The sequence below is a fragment of the Paenibacillus sp. JGP012 genome, assembly GCF_014203995.1.
GTDB classification, from domain to species: domain Bacteria; phylum Bacillota; class Bacilli; order Paenibacillales; family Paenibacillaceae; genus Paenibacillus; species Paenibacillus silvae.
Window position 1 is genome coordinate 118,992 of the sequence record NZ_JACHKG010000003.1, and the last position, 20,983, is coordinate 139,974.

Genomic DNA, 20,983 nt, shown 5'->3' on the forward strand with positions numbered 1-20,983 from the left:
GACAACGATGCAGGAAAATAAAACAGCCAAAAGCGGCTTCCGCTTCTCAGGTGTAACGCAGAAACTTGGACCACTACTCGGATTAATCATTCTGATTGTTATCGTATCCGTGCTGAATCCCAGCTTTTTGGAACCGCTTAATATTCTGAACCTGCTGCGCCAGGTTTCCATTAATGCGCTGATTGCATTTGGCATGACGTTTGTTATTCTCACTGGCGGGATTGACCTCTCGGTTGGTTCTATTCTTGCGTTATCCAGTGCGTTCGTAGCCAATATGATGTTATCCGGCCTTGATCCGATTCTGTCCATCATTATCGGGGTTGCGCTGGGTGGTGTCATGGGTATGGTAAACGGACTCATGATTACGAAGGGCAATATGGCACCGTTTATTGCAACACTCGCAACGATGACTATTTTTAGAGGTCTGACGCTGGTTTACACCAATGGTAATCCGATCACAGGTCTTGGTGACAGCCTGCTGTTCCAGTTGTTTGGACGCGGATATCTGCTAGGCATTCCAGTGCCAGCTATTACGATGCTGATTACGTTTGTTATTCTTTGGACCATCTTGCATAAAACGGCCTTCGGCCGCAAAACGTACGCCATCGGCGGTAATGAAAAAGCGTCTATTATTTCAGGTATCAAGGTTTCCCGTGTCAAAATTATGATCTACTCCCTCGCAGGTATGCTGGCCGCGCTGGCAGGTGCAATCCTGACCTCGCGTCTGAACTCTGCTCAGCCTACGGCGGGTACTTCTTACGAGCTGGATGCCATCGCAGCGGTTGTACTTGGGGGAACAAGCCTTTCCGGTGGACGCGGACGCATCGTAGGTACATTAATAGGTGTACTGATTATCGGCGTACTGAATAACGGTCTGAACCTGCTTGGTGTGAACTCCTTCTACCAGATGGTTGTAAAGGGTGTCGTAATTGCCATCGCCGTCCTGCTGGACCGCAAGAAAACCGCATAAGGGAGAGAATTCAACATGAAAAAATGGACATTAACACTTGTAAGCATGATCCTGATCGTTGTGCTCGCCGGATGCTCGCTGGAGCCGCCGGGATGGGCAAAACCTAAGACAGCTGGAGGCAAGGAACAGAAGAAAATCGGCTTGTCAATTTCTACACTGAACAACCCGTTCTTCGTATCTTTGAAAGATGGTGTTGTGGCGGAAGCGCAGAAACAAGGCATTCAGGTTGTGGTCGTGGATGCACAGAACGACTCTGCGAAACAAACCAATGATGTGGATGATCTTATTCAACAAGGTGTAGATGCCTTGCTGATTAACCCGGCCGATTCCGCGGCGATCTCGACAGCTGTGCAATCTGCCAATACGGTAGGTATTCCGGTGATTACACTTGACCGTTCTGCAGATAAAGGGGAAGTTGCAGCACTTGTCGCTTCCGATAATGCGAAGGGAGGCCGGATGGCAGCGGAATATATCGTGAAACAGCTGGGCGAAGGAGCCAAAGTTATTGAGCTTGAAGGTGTGCCAGGGGCATCGGCGACAAGGGAGCGCGGCAAAGGATTTCATGAGATTGCTGACCAGAAGCTTGACGTGGTTGCCAAACAATCTGCTGACTTTGACCGCTCCAAAGGTCTGAATGTCATGGAAAACCTGCTGCAAGGCAACCCGGGTGTACAGGCGGTATTTGCCCATAATGACGAGATGGCACTCGGTGCGATTGAAGCCATTCAAAGCTCGGGTAAAGATATTCCGGTGATCGGGTTTGACGGCAACGACGATGCCATTAAATCCATTCAGGATGGTAAACTGACAGCAACCGTTGCTCAGCAGCCTGAGCTGATTGGACAGCTTGCGCTGCAAGCGGCACTCGATGTACTGAGTGGCAAGCAGGTGGAGAAATCCATCCCGGCTGAATTGAAGCTGGTAACGAAGGAAAACGTGAATCAATAACTCAATATTTAAAAGGTTTAAAGATAATCAAACGAATCCCGCTCTGGCTCAAAAAGCCTGAACGGGATTTTTTATCGTGGAAATCATAGTTGATTGAACTCGAAATTAGACTCGTACCTGACTCCAATTGAACACTACAAAGTTTTGGATTGCTCTAAACTCACATCTTTGGATATACATATTCAGTCCATAGATTGTTATACTGGCATTCAAATGGTGAGTAGAAAGGGGGATCCTGCTTGGATCATCCGGTTGAAGAAAATTTGAAGATGGTTAGAAAACAAATGGCACTGGCTTGCAGGGCTTCTGGACGAAGCGTTACCGATGTGCAGCTGCTTTTAGCCACGAAAACGGTCCCGCTTGAGAAGTTACAGATAGCTGTACAGGCAGGTGAACAGCTGTTTGGAGAAAACAAGGTGCAGGAACTGCGAGATAAATATCCTCTTATGGAGCAGTCCAAAGCGGTGGAATGGCATTTTATCGGACATCTGCAGACGAATAAAGTAAAGGAGGTTGTTAAGTATGTGACAATGATCCATTCGGTGGATCGTCTGAAGCTCGGGCAGGTCTTACATGACCAGCTTGTCAAAGAGCAGCGGACTATGGACATTTTAGTACAAATCAATACGTCCTATGAAGAGAGTAAATTCGGAGCTTCTCCAGAGGATGCAGTGAAGCTCGTTGAACAATTATCTCAATTCGAAACACTGCATGTAAAAGGTTTAATGACGATTGGGAAACTGCATGCATCAGCTGATGAGACCCGTCAATGTTTTCGGTTGTTGAAACAGCTCAGCATACAGATCAGAGAGAAAAACATCCCACGCGTTGAAATGGAAATGTTATCGATGGGCATGTCCGGTGATTTCAGTATGGCGATTGAAGAGGGGGCGACTATCGTTCGTGTGGGAACCAATGTATTTGGCCCGCGTTATGTACCCGATGAATACTACTGGAACGAACATACAAAGATAGAAGATTAGTTGAGGGGCAGGGGTTTACATTGAAAACAGCATCTAATAAGATTCGCGGGCGCGATCTAATATCGCCAGTGACCGCCGCTTTAATTTCTGTAATTGTCAATTACGGAGGGACCTTCATTCTTGTGTTTCAAGCGGCCAAAGCAGCAGGGTTAAGCCCGGAAATGACCGCTTCCTGGATATGGTCCATTTCGATTGGCGTCGGGATCACGGGTATATGGCTTAGTTACCGCTACAAAGAACCTATCATTACAGCGTGGTCTACTCCAGCTGCAGCCTTCCTTGTCTCCATGCTGGCTGTGACTCCTTATTCCGAAGCCATAGGTGCTTATATGATATCAGCGGTTGGTTTTGTCATTTTGGGCATGTCTGGCCTGTTCGAGCGGTTCGTCCGATTAATCCCGCCAGGGATCGCTTCTGGTTTACTTGCAGGAATTCTACTCCAGTTTGGTATCTCCGCGTTTGAAGGGGCCAAGGTCGAACCTGTACTTGTTATTCTGTTGTTTACCGCCTATATCGTGTTAAAACGGTTTACATCCCGCTATGCAATCGTTGGTATATTGATTCTCGGCCTGATCTACCTGGTGATTATGGGGAAAACCGATTTCAGCTCCATTCAGCTCGCGGTCGCTTTACCTGTATTCACAGCTCCCGAATTCTCAATTCAGGCGCTGCTCGGTGTGGCCCTGCCGTTGTTTATTATCACACTGACGGGGCAGTACATGCCCGGTATGCTGGTTCTCCGCAATGATGGTTTTCGGACGAGTGCCAACCCTATATTAACGGTAACCGGCCTGGGTTCACTTATCGCTGCACCATTCGGCTCACATGCATTTAACGTGGCAGCCATTACCGCAGCCATATGCACAGGGAAAGATGCGCATGAGGATGCATCCAAGCGTTATATTGCGGGCATTGCCTGCGGAGTCTTCTACATAACTGTCGGAATTTTTGGCGTAACCTTAGCCGCATTATTTTTAATTCTTCCCGCAGCATTTATCGCTACATTAGCAGGCTTGGCTTTACTTGGAACGATCGGCGGCAGCCTGGCTAACGCTCTAGCGGACCCAAAAGGACGGGAAACGGCATTAATTACATTTTTAGCAACAGCGGCTAATGTAACTTTGTTTGGCATCGGCGGTGCATTTTGGGGACTTGTGGCTGGAGTCATGGCGCATCTTCTAATTCATCAACAATTTGCCAAAAAACAACTTGGAACGAGTGGTTAAGAAACCAGGAAGGGACGATGATCAGGATGTTAAAACATATAGAGAGCCAAGATAAAAATTTGGCAGCAGCAGCCCGTCACGAGCTTGCGAGACAGCGAAATACGATAGAACTGATTGCTTCGGAGAATTTTGTGAGCCAAGCCGTAATGGAGGCCACGGCCAGCGTATTAACCAATAAATATGCAGAGGGCTATTCGGGCAGAAGATATTATGGTGGCTGCGAGCATGTTGATACGGTAGAGGATATTGCTAATCATCGCCTGAAGCAACTATTTGGTGCTGAACATGCGAATGTGCAGCCTCATTCCGGTTCACAGGCGAATATGGCTGTATATCTTGCATCAGTCGAGATGGGTGATACGATTCTTGGAATGAATCTTGCTCATGGCGGTCATCTGACACATGGAAATCTTGTTAATTTTTCAGGAAGATTTTATCACTTTGTTCCCTATGGTGTGGATCCAGAAACAGGTCTTATTGACTTTGACGAAGTTCGAAAACTAGCTCACAAACATCGTCCACGAATGATCGTTGCAGGAGGAAGTGCATACCCGAGGCGTATTGAATTTGAGCTTTTTGCACAAATTGCTTCCGAAGTGGGAGCCTTGCTGTTTGTAGATATGGCACACATTGCGGGCATTGTTGCAGCAGGATTACACCCTAACCCCGTACCGCATGCACATATCGTATCAACCACGACACATAAGACGCTGCGAGGTCCGCGTGGAGGAGCTATTTTGTGTAAAGAATCCTGGGCAAAGGCCATCGATAAAGCTGTTTTTCCGGGAACGCAGGGTGGGCCATTTATGCATATTATTGCGGGAAAAGCAGTCGCTTTTGGGGAAGCAATGCAATCCGATTTCATTGTTTATATGAGAAACGTTCTGAATAATGCCAAAGTAATGGCGGAAACGCTAATGAATGAAGGGCTTTCTCTAGTTTCTGGAGGTACCGATAATCATCTCATTCTCGTGGATCTGCGCAGCGTCGGCCTTACGGGTAAAGACGCTCAAATTATGCTGGATGAAGCAGGCATCACGGCAAACAAAAATTCGATTCCTCATGATACAGCAAGTCCGTTAGTTACAAGCGGTATTCGATTTTGAACTCCTGCCATAACAACCAGAGGACTTGGTGCCGGGGAGATGAAAGAAATTGCCGAGCTTATCGCACTTGCATTTAAAAATCCAGGGAACACTAAAGTAAAGCAGCACATAACAGGTTGTGTGCGCGAGATCACATCACGATTTCCTCTGTACGAAGCAGGGGCATCGTTCACCTCGTAAATAGATACAGCCCGTCTGCAATCTTCTTATCCGATTCTGGATTGCTGGCGGGCTCTATTCAATGGTTATAATACGGTCCGGGCAAATCGGGAGATGCCTTCTTCGATTCGTTCCTCATCTACTTTAGCAAAACCTAATACCCACCCCTTACGATCACTCTCCAGACAGTATCTGCTCAGCGGATAAACACAGACACCCTGCCTGCGGGCGGCAGAGGTGATTGCTGCTTCATCACATGACGCATCGGCTTCAAGAAGCATATGTAATCCCGTTTCTACTCCGCTTAATCTAAAACGCGAACTAAGACCGGAAGAATGGATGGCTTTGGTCATAACCTCGTGTCTGCGGCGATAAATGTTACGAACCCTTCTCATATGGCGCATAAATTGCCCCCGCTCAATAAAATGATTCAGCGTTAGCTGCTCCATTATGGGTAAATGGCGATAAGTCAGTTCATGAATCTGGGTAAGCCGCTCAACCGCTGCTTGAGGTCCTATAATGGCGGATAAACGTATACCTGGCGCAATCATTTTGGAGAAACTCATCATATAAAGCGTATTCTGAGGCAGTTGGCTGAACAGGGTCGGGATGGGGTCTCCACGGTATCTGAATTCGCTATCGTAATCGTCCTCGATAATCCACATTCCACGTTTCCCGGCTAATTGCATGAATTGCTGTCTGCGCGGCTCTGACATCATGATTCCGGTGGCGCATTGGTGCGAAGGGGTGACAAATACGAGTCTGGATTCTGGATGGATGCGATCTACACATAGTCCCTGCTCATCAACAGGTACGGCATCGATCTGCATATTTCGGTATTTCATGGTGGTCCAGGCAGCAGGAAAACCGGGGTCCTCCACGGATACTCTGTCACCTTCGGTCAGAAGTGCCTGAGCAATCAAATCAATGCTGTGCTGTGCACCTGAAGTTAACAAAATCTGATCAACTTCAATATGGATTCCTCGTTCCAGTGATAAATAACGCTGAATTTGCTCCCGTAATGGCATAAAGCCTCTGGCATCCCCATACGACCAGATATCAAGGTCGGGTTCAGCAGACACCTGCAAAAATGATTTCCTCCAGGAATGCGTGAACGTTTCATCGATGTAAGGCTCGTGCGGGTTGAAATCAATGTCCACCTGGGTTGCATCTCCATCTCCAAACCAGCTCTGCAGTTTGGCAATGGATTCGTGTACTACGGGCAGTACGGGAGGTACAGGCCCGGACGCTGGCTCCTCTTCTGAAGAACGGAGCACTTGAATCGAGCGGCTGACTCTTGTTCCACCGCGACGTGAAGTTACCGTATAACCCCGGCTGAATAATTCTTCGTAAACGATCTGGATTGTAGACCGTGAAACACCGATACGAGCGGCTAACTCGCGTGACGGAAGCAGCAGCTCACCTGGAGGCCAGTTCCCTGTTGTAATGTTGTGAATAGCCTGGTCAAGCAGCTGCTGCCAGATCGGACGCTCATCATTTCGATTCACTTTTAACATCTTGACAACTCCATTGTTGTTGGAATTATGGATTGTAAATTATTTAACAATGCTAATATATAAGGCAATCCATTGTTGGAATACTATCATGATAACGGTTCAAGCTGCAATGATGAATCACGATTAATATATTTATTTGGCTGTTCATCCCCAGTTCATATTCAGGACGTGGGCAGTTCATTTTCTTTTTTTATACTGCGTTAGGTAACTGCACGAATACTACAATCACAGAGCAGAGCAGGATAGGAGAAGATGAATATGACACGTAAAAAAAGAACCTCTATCGTTGCCATGACCTTGGCATTTGCGATGTTAGTTCCCACAGCTGCATACGCAGCTGAAATTCCAGGGAAGCTAGATTATGGATTAACTCAAAAAGCAGTCACTGCAAAAACCAAAACATTGACTGAAAATTACGGTGTTGCAAGTGTGCAGTACGCGCTGATCGATGGAGGAGACATTGTTCTCTCTGGACAGACAGGAATCAACGACCCGTCGAATCATGTACCTCTTACGTCAGATATCATGTATTGCATAGGATCAACAAGTAAAATGTTCCTCACAACCGCTGTCATGAAGCTGGTTGATGAGGGCAAAGTGAAACTGGACGATCCTGTAGTGGGCTATATTCCTGAATTTAAAATGAAAGACAAGCGTTTTGCTCAAATTACAGTACGTATGCTGTTAAATCATTCATCGGGACTGCTTGGCACATCCAGTAATAGTGCTATTTTATTTGAAGATCCGGACACTCACGCTCATGATACATTACTGGAACAGTTATCCTCACAGCATTTGAAGGCAGATCCGGGAGCTTATTCGGTTTACAGTAATGACGGGTTCTCTTTAGCCGAGATTCTGGTGGAGCGAGTCAGCGGGCTGAGTTTTACAGAATTCATGCACCGTAATATTACAACGCCTCTTGGCATGAATCATACCAAGACGCCACAAGATCCGCTCGATTTGAATCAAATGGCAGCGACGTACTCCGCCAAGAAAGAACAGCAGCCTTTGGAGACAACCAACATGATTGCTTCTGGCGGCATCTATTCCACAGCCGAAGACTTGGTGAAGCTGTCACAAGTATTCACGAATGAGAAGAATGGTGTTCTTTCCAAAGAATCAGCGAAAGCTACCGGACAGGAAGAGTACAAACGTGGAATGTGGCCAGAGGACAGCGATTCGTCTATTGCCTATGGACTGGGATGGGACAGTGTTAACCTGTTTCCTTTCAATCAATACGGGATCAAGGCGTGGACGAAAGGCGGAAATACGATAGCCTTTCATTCATCTCTAATCGTATTGCCCGAGCATAACATGGCCGCAGCCGTTACATCATCGGGAGGTTCAAGTTCAACGAATCAATTAATAGCAACGGAGCTCTTACTCGGTGCGCTTGAAGAAAAGAAGCTGATTCCGGAGCGTAAATCGGAGAAGTCACATGGAGTGCCTGTAAAAGCGGATATGCCAAAAGAAGAGATGAAACATTCAGGAATCTATGGCGGCGGCGCCAACATGTTAATGAAACTGGAAGTGCAGGAGAGTGGCCAACTCACGATCTCGATGTTAGCGGCTCCCAATAGTCCGAAGCAGACGTACACATACATTGCTGATGGCTCTTTTGTTAATGAAGCAGGTACGGAGAAATTGAAGTTTGTTAAGGAAGATAACGGAAATACGTATCTCTGGACACGTTCGTATCAATCGGCACCTGGACTCGGGCAGCTTGCTTCCTCAGAGTACAAGGCACAGAAGCTTCAAGCGAACCCTTTGTCGGATGAGGTGAAAGCAACGTGGCAGTCACGTGCAAATAAAGCATATGTGCTCGTGAATGAGAAACATACCTCAACACTATATAATACAGCGATGCCGCTTATCCCTATTCAGTTGTTAAGTGAACTGCCAGGCTATATTTACACCAACGTGATTACGGGCGCGGATCAAGCTATGAATCGATTACAAATTCCTGGTGTAGCCGGACGTGATACGATGGAATTTACATTTTTTAAACAGGACGGTGTAGAGTTTGTTTCACAAGGAGGCAATATATATGCCAGCCAGGATATTGTTAAACCGATGTATGCAGGTCAGCAATCGAAAACGACAATTCAGGCGAATGGTTACGCCAGATGGTTCTCGATCCCGACTTCGGCTGGAGGGAAAGAAATGAAAGTGAACGTCCCTTCAGATGGTTCTTTTGTTGTGTACGATGCGACTGGTGCTAGCCTGAATCATAGCGTAGTTAGCGGTCAAACAACAATGATACTTCCAGAGAAAGGCTACATTGTCTTTGCAGGTGAAGCGGGATCTGTTTTTGAGATTAAGTTAAAATAAAGGCTTGAAAATTTGTTTATAGACGTAAGCGTATTGTTTTAAAACATCGTTGATTGATTTTATTTATTAATATTTTTCCATCGAGAATGAATGCTTTTCCATAAGATAGCTAAAAAGTCGCATTTTGCGGCTTTTTTGACGTTTTAATGTTTCAAATTTTAAACTTAGGTTTCGCATACCTCACCCCCGGGGTAAGTATAATAGAATTTTACAAGTACATTTGAGGAATGCCATGGAAACATTAGATGAAGGTGGGGAGAAAGAGCATTGATTGGTCAAGAGCTGAGAATAATAAGCTTGGCATGATGCGGAACATAACGATGGTATGACGTCAAGACGAGGAGGACATATGAAGAATAACAGGATTACAATACTTATACTTACGATGGTACTGCTTCTGGTGTCCGGCTTTGCAGGTTGGATAGGAAGCGTACAGGCACAATCCGGAACAGAAAAGACTTATGTCATCGGTACGGATGTCACCTTTGCACCCTTTGAGTTTCAGGACATCAATGGTGATTTTGTCGGAATTGATATGGATATACTGGATGCCATTGCGAAGGATCAGAATTTCAAGTATGAAATCAAGGCATTAGGCTTCAATGCCGCAGTGCAGGCGCTGGAATCCAATCAGGTGGATGGCGTAATCGCAGGCATGAGCATTACAGATGAGCGCAAAACGAAATTTGATTTTTCCAATACTTACTTTGAATCTGGCGTCGTGATGGGTGTTAGCGTTAACAATAATTCCGTAAAAAGCTATGAGGATTTGCGTGGTCAAAAAGTAGCCGTTAAAACGGGTACGGAGGGATATCGCTTTGCTGAGGCGAATGCTTCAAAGTATGGATATACGATTGTGCCATTTGATGATTCAGCGCAGATGTATGATGATGTCAAAACGGGCAATTCCGTCGCTTGTTTCGATGATTTTCCTGTACTGAAATATGGAGCGAATCAGAATAACGGACTGAAAGTGGTTACGGAACAAGAAAAAGGAGCACCTTACGGTTTTGCTGTAAGCAAGGGCAAAAATCAGGAGCTGCTACAGAAGTTTAATGCAGGTCTTGCAAACATCAAGGAGAATGGTGAATACCAGCGTATCGTCGATAAATATCTGGGTGATAACGCCGAAACGGTTGCAAACCTGGGACGAATGGAACTTGTCATCAAATCCCTTCCAGCTTTGCTGAAAGGTCTGTGGCAAACGCTGTTATATACGCTGATGTCGCTATTTTTTGCTTTTATTATCGGTTTGATTTTTGCCTTTATGAAAGTAGGACATAACAAAATTTTGCGTGGCATCGCTACAGTATTTGTTGATATTTTCAGAGGTATTCCGCTGCTGGTGCTTGCGTTTTTCATTTATTTTGGTATCCCGCAAGCCTTTGGCTTTACGATGCCACTGTTTCTTGCAGCTATCCTGACGCTGAGCTTGAACGCAGGCGCCTATGTCACCGAAATTATCCGTGGAGGTATTCAATCAATTGATCGCGGGCAGATGGAGGCGGCTCGTTCACTGGGTCTTCCTTATCGGAAAGCGATGATGAAAATTGTCATTCCTCAAGCGATTCGTGTGATGATCCCTTCATTTATTAACCAGATGGTCATTACGCTGAAGGATACATCGATTCTCTCCGTTATCGGTCTGGTTGAGCTTACCCAATCGGGTAAAATTATTATTGCCAGAACGTTTGCTTCCTTTGACATCTGGTTAACCGTTGCGGTGATGTATCTGATCGTTATCATTACACTGACCAAAATTGCTGATTATATGGAGGTGAAGATCCGCCGTGGCTAAAATTAAAGTAGAAGGTCTCAAGAAAAGTTTCGGTTCCAATCAAGTGCTCAAAGGCATCGATGTTGCAGTGAACGAAGGTGAGGTCGTATGTGTCATTGGCCCCTCCGGTTCAGGGAAAAGCACATTTCTGCGCTGCATTAATCGACTGGAGGACATCACTGCAGGTCATGTGATCGTTGATGATCAGGATTTGAACAGCAGTGAAACCAATATCAATAAAGCTCGTGAGAACATTGGCATGGTATTCCAGCACTTTAATCTGTTTCCGCATTTCAGTGTACTCAAAAATATTATGTTTGCGCCAATGGAACTTGGCAAATTGAATCAAGCACAGGCACGGGACACGGCGCTTCGCTTGCTTGACCGTGTTGGTCTGGCGGATAAAGCGGATAGCTTTCCGAGCCAGCTCTCGGGTGGACAGAAGCAGCGGGTAGCTATTGCTCGTGCACTTGCGATGAACCCGGATGTGATGCTGTTCGATGAGCCTACGTCGGCGCTTGACCCCGAAATGGTTGGCGAGGTGCTTGGCGTTATGAAGGACCTCGCTAGGGAAGGTATGACGATGATCATTGTTACGCATGAGATGGGCTTTGCCCGCGAAGTTGCGGATCGGGTTATTTTTATGGATGGCGGATATATTGTTGAGGAAGGTAACCCTGAACAGATCTTCGGTAAACCGCAGCACGAACGTACAATCAGTTTTTTGGAGAAGGTGCTCTGATCCAGTTCTATCATGGTTCAACAAAAAGGTCGCGATATGCGGCTTTTTTTGTTTTGTACATTTATTCCGTATAGGACTATAATAGGATTCCTGAAAACAGTGAACGTATTGTATCTACATCCATATAACAGCCATTTTAAATCCCTTGCAAAGGAGCATTATCCTATGATCGAACCCGTACCTGAGATTGTACAACGACAATCCATTGAAGCATTTCAGTCTGCGATCCGCAAATCGGAAAACGCGCTGAAGAACATGAAGGGAAAGGAAGCGAATACATCTGTTATAGAGAAACGTCTTCATGCGCTAATCGTCAGTTTATATACATTGGAACACACCTGGAATGGGAGAGATGACCAACATTATAGCAGCTTGGAAATATCCGAGGCACGTCAAGTGATGAACAATCTTCTTCCTTCTCTTGAACGAATGATGGAAAAGTCGGCAGCTGGAACACCTCAACATACGTTGCTTGAAAGAAGAATTCGGGCTTTTCAACTTGCTATCCAAGCCATGGAGCAGTTCTGAATGTGCAGGTCGTTTACAATTTAAAAATGAAATAACGAAAGAAGAGGTCTGTCACAAACGACAGGCCTCTTCTTGATGAAAATCTCACGCAAAAAGGTACAAGCGCACGCCATGTGACGGCACATCGGCGTGTAAAATGTCCCCATCGACTTTGGCCGCAACGCCGCTCCATAGTTCCGTTCCTTGTCTTGCAACGGAAGCAGATAAACCGACCGTTTTCAGGTCAATTTCCACCGGGAGCACTTGCTGTTCACCTACATTAAACACAGCCACGTAAGTAGAACCATCCTCATGTTCAGCGGTCCACACAATCAGATCGTCCTGCCGCAGTGCTTCCCTTGCCCCATGACTTTCACGATGCATCCGCAGTACCTCGCGATTCGTCAGCAGAGACAGTGTCCAGTCATCGTTATCCCGCAGTTCACCGCCAAAGATGAGAGGAGAACGGAAGATGCTCCACAGTGACATCATCGTTAACTGCTCGTCCGGGGTGAATCTGGTCCATCGGTCAGCACCGCCTCCATCTACAGAACGAATACCGATGTGTCCCAGAGGCAGCATATCACAATCTGGCCAGCAACCCTCCTTCGGAATACCCTGCCATGTACGGCAGCGGTCGAACATATCGAGCAGCAGGGGCCATCGATCCCAGAAATCGTCCGTAACCCGCCACATATTGGCCTGTTCTGCAAAAAATGCTGCATATTCTACCGGAGCAGGACCAGGAGAAAGGCTGAGCACCATAGGGCGTCCGGCACGCTGTATAGCTGTTGCGATCATCGCAATCTCAGGCTGATGTGTGTCGTATAATCTGGAAGCGGCAATATCGTCCACCTTTACCAGATCCACGCCCCATGAGGCGTATAATTCAAACAATGAATCATAATAGGCCTGTGCGCCTTCTTTGTTGTGATCCACGCCATACATATCCGTATTCCACGGACAGATGGAATTGGTGTGAGCGATATCACGAGCAGTGGCCTCGGTTCCTAGAAGAGCCGTACCTGCATGAACAGCTTGCCGCGGGATACCGCGCATAATATGAATACCGAATTTGAGTCCAAGACTGTGTACGTAGTCAGCCAGTGGTTTGAAGCCCTGTCCGCCGGCTGCGGAAGGGAAACGGTTCTCAGCTGGCATCAGACGAGAGTATTCATCCATAATCAGCGGCACAAAGGGTCGATATAGAGAGGATTGCGCCAAAGGTTCATACCACTGAATGTCTACGGTGATATATTGCCAGCCATATTCCTTGAGATGTTCAGCCATGTAATCTGCATTACCGCGAATCTCGGCTTCCGTTACGGCAGCGCCGTAGCAGTCCCAGCTGTTCCAGCCAAGAGGGGGTGTTGGTGCCGCATGAGTATGGTTCATGTGTATGCTCCTTTGGTTCAACGGATTTAAATTATTGCTCTGAATATCTTCATCTTAATCAAGAGAAATATAATTATCTACAGTAAAGTTGAGCCTTGGATAGCAATATATTGCGGTCAGTCAAAAAATAGCTTGCGATACACCAGACTCTCGCCGCCGCTCCGAAAATCTCCAGGCGTAAGTCCTGTTAATCCTCGAAAAGCTTTAATAAAATAACTTCCGCTGGAATATCCAACCTGTGATGCAATCTGTTCAATGCTTAGTGTTGTGCCCCGCAGCAATTCCATCGCTTTTTCGATACGTACGCGCGTAAGATACACACCTGGAGTGATCCCGGTACTTGCGGAAAACCTGCGGATGAGATGATATTTGGACAGGGAAACCTGCTCTGCGAGCTGATCCATACTGATCATGCTGGCATAATCGTTCTCGATGTAAGCCGCTGCCTGCCGAATATGCTCAGACCAATTCTCACGATTATGACGTGTTGTCGTCTGCAGACGAACCAGCTCAGTCATGAACTGATATACACTGGAGGAAGCGATGAACGGGTCCGTAATTCGTCCTGCTGCAGCATCGGTTACAATCATGCGCAGAAGGCGAACAGGTGCAGAGTCCATGTGCAGAGAAGGCACTTCACCGGCCTCACGTTTAAACTTCCTCCAGTGAGCGGAGATGAGATCCGGCCGAAATAACAGGAAAATGAAATGCCATGGTTCAGTGGCATCTACAGGATAGTAATATCGATGCGGTCCCGGAATTTTTGCCATAAAAGCTTGTCCGGATCTGACGCGATATGTTGTGCTGTTATTTTCAAAGATGCCTTCTCCTGAAAACGTATATTGAAATAAAAGAAGTGGGCCGTCCGTGCGCTCCAGCCCGTCCCAATAATATGAAGAATCCGTGATGATATCAGCCCCCGCAGCATACAGTTTGCATAGAGCAAGCTCATGATCATCTGCAAAGCGAAAGCCGTATGTACCTTTTGAAATATCCATGAAGGTCCTCCTGAAGATTGATTGCGGTTACAATCCATTATATCGTATCGTGCTACATCTGAAATGGCTGTATGCTGGCGCTGAAGCCTGTAAAAATAAAAGTGCTCTCAACTGTAGCGTTATAGAGAAAAAAGGTTAATATCGTGAAGCTCTAGGTTAGTTTTCTACATTCTGTCATGCGGGTGAAGCAGGTAAACTGATTAAATAGACTATGAGGCCTACCTATGGTGTCGTAGCGGACTGAGCATTTTTCATTGGAGGTGCAGGATGAACTTGAATAAAATCTCGTTTGATAACGCAGCACAGCAGTGGGAAGAAGCATTTCCGATTGGAAACGGAACCCTTGGCGGTATGGTTTTCGGAAGAGCACATCTGGAAAGAGTTCAGCTTAACGAAGACAGCTTGTGGTATGGCGGGCCGATGGAACGGAACAATCCGCGGGCACTGGACTCACTGGATGAAATACGGCAGCTGCTGTTCCAGGGCCGGATTCAGCAGGCCGAAGAGCTAGCACTCACATCGCTGGTGGGTGTACCCGACGGGCAGCGTCATTACGAGCCGCTTGGTGATTTTTATATGGCTATGCATAATACCAATGAGGAAATAACGGATTACCAGAGGCATCTTGATCTGGAGCAAGGGCTCGTTGAGATGCAGTATACTTCCGGCAAAGTAACGTTTACGCGCAGCTATTTTTCGAGTTATCCCGATCAGGTCATGGCTGTTCACCTATCCGGCAGTATGCCTGGACAGTTATCATTGACTGCACTTTTCGGGAGAGGTTCCGTGCTGAACTGGTCTCCGTTATCCGGTGCATTAAGACACCCGGTTGGCTTCCAGTCGCTGCTTGATCGAATTGAACAGCGCAGTAATGGCGATATGATCATCCGGGGAAGAAGCGGCGGCGAAGGTGGCGTTCGCTTCTGCTGTGCCATTCGGGTTATACACAAAGGCGGAGAGCTCCGATACTCGGGTGGTCAAATATCGCTTGGGAATGCGGATTCGGCAACTGTGCTGATTGCAGCCTGCACCGATTTTCGCTATGCCAAAGAAGAGCTTGTTACGGAATGCCTGCGAAGAATAGAAGCAGCCGCTGCCAAGTCATACGAGCAGCTGCTTGAAGATCACATTTCGGATTATCAAGCTCTGTTCAAACGGGTAGATCTGCGTCTTGAAGGTGGAGGTAGAGACCGGGATTACATCCATCTGCCCATAAATCAGCGTCTAGCGAGACTTCAGAGCGGAGCTAATGATCCTGAACTGGTCAGTTTGTATTTTCAGTTTGGACGTTATCTGCTCATTTCCAGCAGCCGTCCGGGTTCACTGCCTGCTAATTTGCAAGGTATATGGAACAAGGACATGCTCCCGGCGTGGGACAGCAAGTATACCATTAACATCAACACTGAAATGAATTATTGGCTTGCGGAAAGCTGTAATTTGGCAGAATGTCATATTCCTCTGTTTGATTTTATCGACAGATTGAAGGTGCATGGGCGGGAAACGGCACGCCAGATGTACGGATGCAGGGGTTTTGTAGCGCACCATAATTCAGATATATGGGCGGATTCTGCACCGCAGGACGTATGCCTGACATCTACTTTCTGGACGATGGGTGGCGCATGGTTATCTCTACATCTGTGGGAGCATTATGCATATAGCGGGGATAAAGCTTTCTTGTCCCAAGCATATGAAACAATGAAGGAGGCAGCCCAATTTATACTGGATTTCCTCGTGGAAGACCCGGAGGGCAATCTTGTCATATGTCCATCATCCTCGCCAGAGAATATTTACATACTAGAAAATGGTGAGTCAGGTGCGCTTTGTTACGGGGCATCGATGGACAACCAGATCATTCGTGAGCTATTTATCCGTTGTATAGAAAGCGCACATATTTTGCAGCAGGATCAATCGTTTGTTACACAGTTACGCGAAGCATTATCGCGTATTCCTGACATTGACATCGGGAAGCATGGACAGATCCAGGAGTGGAGCAATGATTACGAGGAGCTTGAACCAGGCCATCGGCATATCTCTCACTTGTTTGCTTTACATCCGGGATCACAGATCACTCCGCGCACAACACCTGAACTGGCCAAGGCTGCTCGGGTTACGCTGGATCGCAGACTTCAGCATGGGGGAGGGCATACGGGCTGGAGCCGTGCCTGGATTCTCAATATGTGGGCCAGACTGGAGCAGGGTGAGCTGGCACATGATAACGTAGTTGAGCTGCTGCGATCTTCTACGCTGCCTAATCTGTTCTGTGATCACCCCCCGTTTCAGATCGACGGTAACTTTGGGGGGACGGCAGGTATTGCCGAGATGCTGCTGCAAAGTCATGCGGGAGAGATTCGCCTTCTTCCTGCTCTGCCAAGTGCATGGCCCAGAGGCTCAGTTCGGGGGCTGCGAGCACGTGGTGGAATTGAGGTGGATATGGAATGGCTTGATGGAGAATTGATCTCAGCTACGCTGCGTTCAAGTGCAGCTGCGACCGTTACCGTATCATATTTGGCACAACAGACCGAGCTGGATTTTAAGCATGAACAGCATTCGATTTCATTAAAAGGGAAAGAGTTGGTGTCTGGCTGACACCTTGGTGGAATCAGGGGACAGTTATCAACGCATATTTTTCTTAATGATATAATTTCGAGAAGAGCGAAACGTCCGGGTACATTACCTGGTACGGGTCGCTTTTTTGCTTTTTACCGATGATGATGCATACTTTCGCGCAATAAAATGCATCATTTTCGCATTGAAAATGGTCACAACAAACTATAGAATGGAAACAATCTCATGATTTATCCATAAAAATGTAAGCGTTTACTATTATATGGATACATACTTTAGATTGCTTATTATTTTTGGTAGACAGCTTACGCACCACGTCTTATCGTATTCCGTCTGAAGAAGATTTACGGCAGATGGATTATTTTTCGTTACTGTGAAGGGGAGGATGTCATGTTAAAAGTATTGCTGGTCGACGATGAAATGTTTATTCGCAAAGGGATGTATGAGCTGATTGATTGGCATAGTCTGGGCATGGAAATTGCTGGTGAGGCAGAGAATGGACTGGAGGCGCTCAAAAAAGCGGAATGTTTGCAGCCCGACATCATTATTACCGATATTCGAATGCCAATCCTCGATGGATTGGAGCTAATCCGGGCTGTAACCAATTCACCGACTATGGAGCCGGTTTTTATCATTATTAGCGGATACCATGATTTCAAGTATGCTCAACAGGCCATTCGATATGGTGTGCAGGATTATATCCTGAAACCGATTGACGATGAAGAGATGACGGCAACGCTGCAAAAGTCGGCTGACTTGATTCGAAACAAGCGGAAGCATGCCTTTTTGGCAGAGGAACAGGCGAGTCGCATTATGCTCAAAGACATGATCAAGGGACAGGTACGCAAAGAAGATGAGAACCGTTATGCAGACATGCTCGGTATGGATCGTCAAACTTCACTCATGATTGTGTTGATTGAAATTTTGATGGGGGCAGAGATGAGACATATCACGGTTCAGCATATTAACGATTTGCTGCAACCGTTAGAGGGGGATTTATTCAAGTTATACGTCATTGAGGAGCAGCGAGGCAGATTTGCCTTAGTCCTTCTCTGGAAAGAATCACACAAGAAACATCGTACAGATGACGTAGAAGATCAGATTCAGAAAATTCAGAACAGATTAAGTGAGCAGCTGCAGGCAGATGTGGCGCTGTATGCCGGTACGATGGTGAATGACATGAGTGATGCACCACGGTCTTACGCTGAAGCAGATGAAGCATCCCGACATAAATTTGCGGAACACGGTAATGTGATCTGGTATTCCGAAGTAAAGGACAAGCCTTTATACGTTTTTAATGTAAATCACGAAGTGGTTGATCCGTTGATTTTGAGCCTGGAAGAGCGTAATCGTGCCGCTTGTCATACCGTGGTGGAGGAGATGTTCAAGCTGTTTCATTCCCGCCGTTTCTCTCCTCAAGCAGTCACGGGTTCACTTGTGCGCTGCATGACGGGCATTCTCGCTGTAGTTCATGAGATGGGAGGCAGTGAGGCGGGATTGCAGCAGCTCAAGTCACTCGCGGAGCAAGGAGAGGATGGCTGGAATTTGCGTCTTCTCAAGGAAGCGTTTGTTTCTGCACTTGAGCAAGCGGAGCAATATATTGCGCAGCTGCGTTCAGAACAGTCCAAGGGTGATATCAACAAGATCAAACGATATATCGATTCCCATTATACGGAGAATATCAGCCTTAAAAGCATTGCAGCCGAGTTCTATATGAACCCGGTCTATCTGGGTAGGCTTTTTCGCAAAAGCTATAATCAGTATTTTAATGAATATTTGCTTCATCTTCGCATTCAGGAGGCACAGAAGCTTTTACGTCAGACAGACCTGCGAATGTATGAGGTAGCTGCCCGCATCGGATTTCAGAATGCAGATTATTTTGTGACGCAGTTTGAGAAAATCCTCAACATGACTCCTACAGCCTATCGTAATCTGCTGAAAGATGAAGGACTGCGGGGGGCCGAGTGATGCGCTGGAATCTGAATTATATGAAGCTTCGGGACAAGCTGCTGTTAATGTATGTATTATCCGTATTTATCCCGATCGTGTTTACCAATATTGCTTTCTACCAGGTGACAACTGCGAATATTCGCAGTCAGAAGACACGTGATGCAGGAGTTGCGTTAAACAATCTGAAGAATGAGCTGCGCGTTACGATTGATCAGGGAGTAGGGCTATCATATTCTCTGTATGCCGATCCCGTATTTAATGAGACATTATCCCGTTCGTTTAGCAGTCACTCGGAGTACATTCGTGCGTATAATTCCTATCTCAAGAGTGAGTTCTCTGGTCAAATGAGCCAAGGCATTCGTTGGTATCAGGTGTTCACGGATAATCCGACCATTTTGTCATCGGGCTACATTGAGCATCTGACCGAAGCCGTGCGCAAGTCAGGCTGGTACCAACAATTGAAGAATCACACAGCACCCTATCCAACCTTGGTTACTGGAGATCAAGGGTTAAGTCTTGTGCAGCGCTTGAACAACAGTGATACCGGGGGAATTGAACAGCTGCTCAAAATTGACTTTAACATGGACCTGATGAAAGAGCAGTTTCGCAACAGCGGTTTTGATGGCAGTGTGTATCTGGTTGATCCTGAAGGATATATCCGTTTTTCTAATCGTTCCGGTTCAGGGTCGGCTTCTGTTGGAGAGCTGTACGGCAATATGGAGTTTCCCAACAAGACCATTCGCTTTGAGCGGGTCTATTCAGGCATCAACTATCTCGAAGGCTGGTCATTGCAAGGGGTCATGGATGAAGAAATTGTGCTGCAGGAGGTACGCCAATCCAGGTCTTTTGTAGTCTGGCTGGCATGTATCAACTTTGTGCTGCCTACTATCATTATTGCGGCGATGTCCAGATCCATACATGTAAGACTGGTCCGAATTCTGAAACATATGAAGAAGGTGAAAACCCAGAACTTTCAGACGATTCCACCTGAGGATGCCAGAGACGAGATCGGTCAGTTGACCACTGAATTTAATCGAATGACCGAGACGATCCGAAATCTGATCGATGAAGTATACCTGGCTGATATTCAGAAAAAAGATCTGGAGCTGAAGCAGCAGCAGGCTCAGCTGCATGCGCTGCATAGTCAGATTAATCCGCATTTTCTGTTTAACACGCTCGAATCTGTGCGGATGCGAAGCTTGATTAAGGGAGAGAAGGAAACCGCCAAGATCGTGCACCATATGGCCAAAATGTTCCGCAAGTCCATTAGCTGGAACCAGCATGAAGTGACCGTAAAAGAAGAACTGGAACTCATCGACAGCTTTTTGCAAATTCAAAAATATCGTTTCGGAGAGAAGCTTCAGTATCAGATTGAGGCGGATGAGGCTGCTTTAAAATATCGGATTCCTAAAATGGTTATTTTGCCATTTGTAGAGAATGCCAGTATTCACGGTATTGAGTCAACCCCCGGAGTAGGTTTAATTCAACTGTTCGTACGTGTAGAGGAGCAGGAGCTGCATATCCGCCTGGAGGATAACGGGATTGGCATGTCTGCCGCCAGATTGCAGGAATTGCTGCTGTATCTGGATCAGAATGTAGATATGGGCGAGCATGTTGGCATGAAAAATGCATACAGCCGATTGAAGCTTTGTTACATGGATCGCTTTTCTTTGACCATACAATCCGTAGAAGGCCAGGGAACAACAATTCATATCAATCTTCCTCTTGAGCATAATTTACTTAAAGGCGAATAATGGAACGATATACTTTTTAAAGAACAAAGTACATTTTTGTGGGTAACTATGA

Annotated in this window: 14 protein-coding genes and 1 pseudogene; 12 read left to right on the forward strand and 3 right to left on the reverse strand. The window is 46.5% G+C overall.

Going from position 1 to position 20,983, the window contains the following annotated elements; all coding sequences use genetic code 11:
• The first annotated feature begins 7 nt into the window (after positions 1-7).
• The 5 genes and pseudogenes from HNR77_RS05370 (at position 8) to HNR77_RS05390 (ending at position 5,413) form a co-directional block, all read left to right on the forward strand.
• Entirely contained in the window at positions 8-970 is a 963-nt protein-coding gene (locus HNR77_RS05370) for an ABC transporter permease subunit (RefSeq protein WP_373288458.1), read from the forward strand.
• A gap of 15 nt (positions 971-985) precedes the next feature.
• Positions 986-1,918, forward strand: coding sequence for a ribose ABC transporter substrate-binding protein RbsB (gene rbsB / locus HNR77_RS05375; RefSeq protein WP_184181504.1), 933 nt, complete (start codon positions 986-988; stop codon positions 1,916-1,918).
• A gap of 239 nt (positions 1,919-2,157) precedes the next feature.
• Entirely contained in the window at positions 2,158-2,901 is a 744-nt protein-coding gene (locus tag HNR77_RS05380; protein ID WP_184181506.1) for a YggS family pyridoxal phosphate-dependent enzyme, read from the forward strand.
• Positions 2,902-2,921: 20 nt separating this feature from the next.
• Entirely contained in the window at positions 2,922-4,127 is a 1,206-nt protein-coding gene (locus HNR77_RS05385) for a benzoate/H(+) symporter BenE family transporter (RefSeq protein ID WP_184181508.1), read from the forward strand.
• A gap of 26 nt (positions 4,128-4,153) precedes the next feature.
• A pseudogene (locus HNR77_RS05390) lies at positions 4,154-5,413 on the forward strand (serine hydroxymethyltransferase).
• A gap of 65 nt (positions 5,414-5,478) precedes the next feature.
• On the opposite strand, the gene pdxR reads toward HNR77_RS05390, so the two are convergent.
• Positions 5,479-6,909 (reverse strand): MocR-like pyridoxine biosynthesis transcription factor PdxR, encoded by a 1,431-nt coding sequence (gene pdxR, locus HNR77_RS05395; RefSeq protein WP_184181510.1) that lies wholly within the window; start codon positions 6,907-6,909, stop codon positions 5,479-5,481.
• A gap of 258 nt (positions 6,910-7,167) precedes the next feature.
• Between pdxR and HNR77_RS05400 the strand changes: the two genes are divergently transcribed.
• From HNR77_RS05400 to HNR77_RS05415, 4 genes are all read left to right on the forward strand, one after another.
• Entirely contained in the window at positions 7,168-9,243 is a 2,076-nt protein-coding gene (locus HNR77_RS05400; protein ID WP_184181512.1) for a serine hydrolase domain-containing protein, read from the forward strand.
• Positions 9,244-9,592: 349 nt separating this feature from the next.
• Entirely contained in the window at positions 9,593-11,041 is a 1,449-nt protein-coding gene (locus HNR77_RS05405) for an amino acid ABC transporter substrate-binding protein/permease (RefSeq protein ID WP_184181514.1), read from the forward strand.
• Complete coding sequence (locus HNR77_RS05410) at positions 11,034-11,762, forward strand: amino acid ABC transporter ATP-binding protein (protein ID WP_184181516.1); 729 nt, start codon at positions 11,034-11,036, stop codon at positions 11,760-11,762. Before HNR77_RS05405 ends, HNR77_RS05410 begins: the two co-directional genes overlap by 8 nt.
• 165 nt (positions 11,763-11,927) lie before the next feature.
• Positions 11,928-12,290: a D-aminoacyl-tRNA deacylase gene (locus HNR77_RS05415; protein ID WP_221443708.1), complete on the forward strand. Its 363-nt coding sequence runs from the start codon at positions 11,928-11,930 to the stop codon at positions 12,288-12,290.
• Positions 12,291-12,374: 84 nt separating this feature from the next.
• On the opposite strand, the gene HNR77_RS05420 is transcribed toward HNR77_RS05415, so the two are convergent.
• Positions 12,375-13,664 carry a glycoside hydrolase family 27 protein gene (locus tag HNR77_RS05420; RefSeq protein WP_184181518.1) on the reverse strand — a complete coding sequence of 430 codons (1,290 nt, stop codon included), beginning with the start codon at positions 13,662-13,664 and terminating at the stop codon, positions 12,375-12,377.
• A 116-nt stretch (positions 13,665-13,780) separates the two neighbouring features.
• Positions 13,781-14,662: a helix-turn-helix domain-containing protein gene (locus HNR77_RS05425; protein WP_184181520.1), complete on the reverse strand. Its 882-nt coding sequence runs from the start codon at positions 14,660-14,662 to the stop codon at positions 13,781-13,783.
• A 267-nt stretch (positions 14,663-14,929) separates the two neighbouring features.
• Between HNR77_RS05425 and HNR77_RS05430 the strand changes: the two genes are divergently transcribed.
• The 3 genes from HNR77_RS05430 to HNR77_RS05440 all read left to right on the forward strand — a co-directional run bounded on the left by HNR77_RS05430 (position 14,930) and on the right by HNR77_RS05440 (position 20,931).
• Entirely contained in the window at positions 14,930-17,248 is a 2,319-nt protein-coding gene (locus HNR77_RS05430; protein WP_184181522.1) for a glycoside hydrolase family 95 protein, read from the forward strand.
• Between the two features lie 369 nt (positions 17,249-17,617).
• Entirely contained in the window at positions 17,618-19,195 is a 1,578-nt protein-coding gene (locus HNR77_RS05435) for a response regulator (RefSeq protein WP_184181524.1), read from the forward strand.
• Complete coding sequence (locus tag HNR77_RS05440) at positions 19,195-20,931, forward strand: cache domain-containing sensor histidine kinase (protein WP_221443709.1); 1,737 nt, start codon at positions 19,195-19,197, stop codon at positions 20,929-20,931. The genes HNR77_RS05435 and HNR77_RS05440 overlap by 1 nt, the downstream gene beginning before the upstream one ends.
• The last annotated feature ends 52 nt before the right edge of the window (positions 20,932-20,983 follow it).

Coding starts and splice junctions, on each gene's coding strand:
- HNR77_RS05370 (WP_373288458.1), top strand. CDS start 8: ATGCAGGAAAATAAAACAGCCAAAAGCGGCTTCCGCTTCTCAGGTGTA.
- rbsB (WP_184181504.1), top strand. CDS start 986: ATGAAAAAATGGACATTAACACTTGTAAGCATGATCCTGATCGTTGTG.
- pdxR (WP_184181510.1), bottom strand. CDS start 6,909: ATGTTAAAAGTGAATCGAAATGATGAGCGTCCGATCTGGCAGCAGCTG.
- HNR77_RS05400 (WP_184181512.1), top strand. CDS start 7,168: ATGACACGTAAAAAAAGAACCTCTATCGTTGCCATGACCTTGGCATTT.
- HNR77_RS05405 (WP_184181514.1), top strand. CDS start 9,593: ATGAAGAATAACAGGATTACAATACTTATACTTACGATGGTACTGCTT.
- HNR77_RS05415 (WP_221443708.1), top strand. CDS start 11,928: ATGATCGAACCCGTACCTGAGATTGTACAACGACAATCCATTGAAGCA.
- HNR77_RS05420 (WP_184181518.1), bottom strand. CDS start 13,664: ATGAACCATACTCATGCGGCACCAACACCCCCTCTTGGCTGGAACAGC.
- HNR77_RS05425 (WP_184181520.1), bottom strand. CDS start 14,662: ATGGATATTTCAAAAGGTACATACGGCTTTCGCTTTGCAGATGATCAT.
- HNR77_RS05430 (WP_184181522.1), top strand. CDS start 14,930: ATGAACTTGAATAAAATCTCGTTTGATAACGCAGCACAGCAGTGGGAA.
- HNR77_RS05435 (WP_184181524.1), top strand. CDS start 17,618: ATGTTAAAAGTATTGCTGGTCGACGATGAAATGTTTATTCGCAAAGGG.
- HNR77_RS05440 (WP_221443709.1), top strand. CDS start 19,195: ATGCGCTGGAATCTGAATTATATGAAGCTTCGGGACAAGCTGCTGTTA.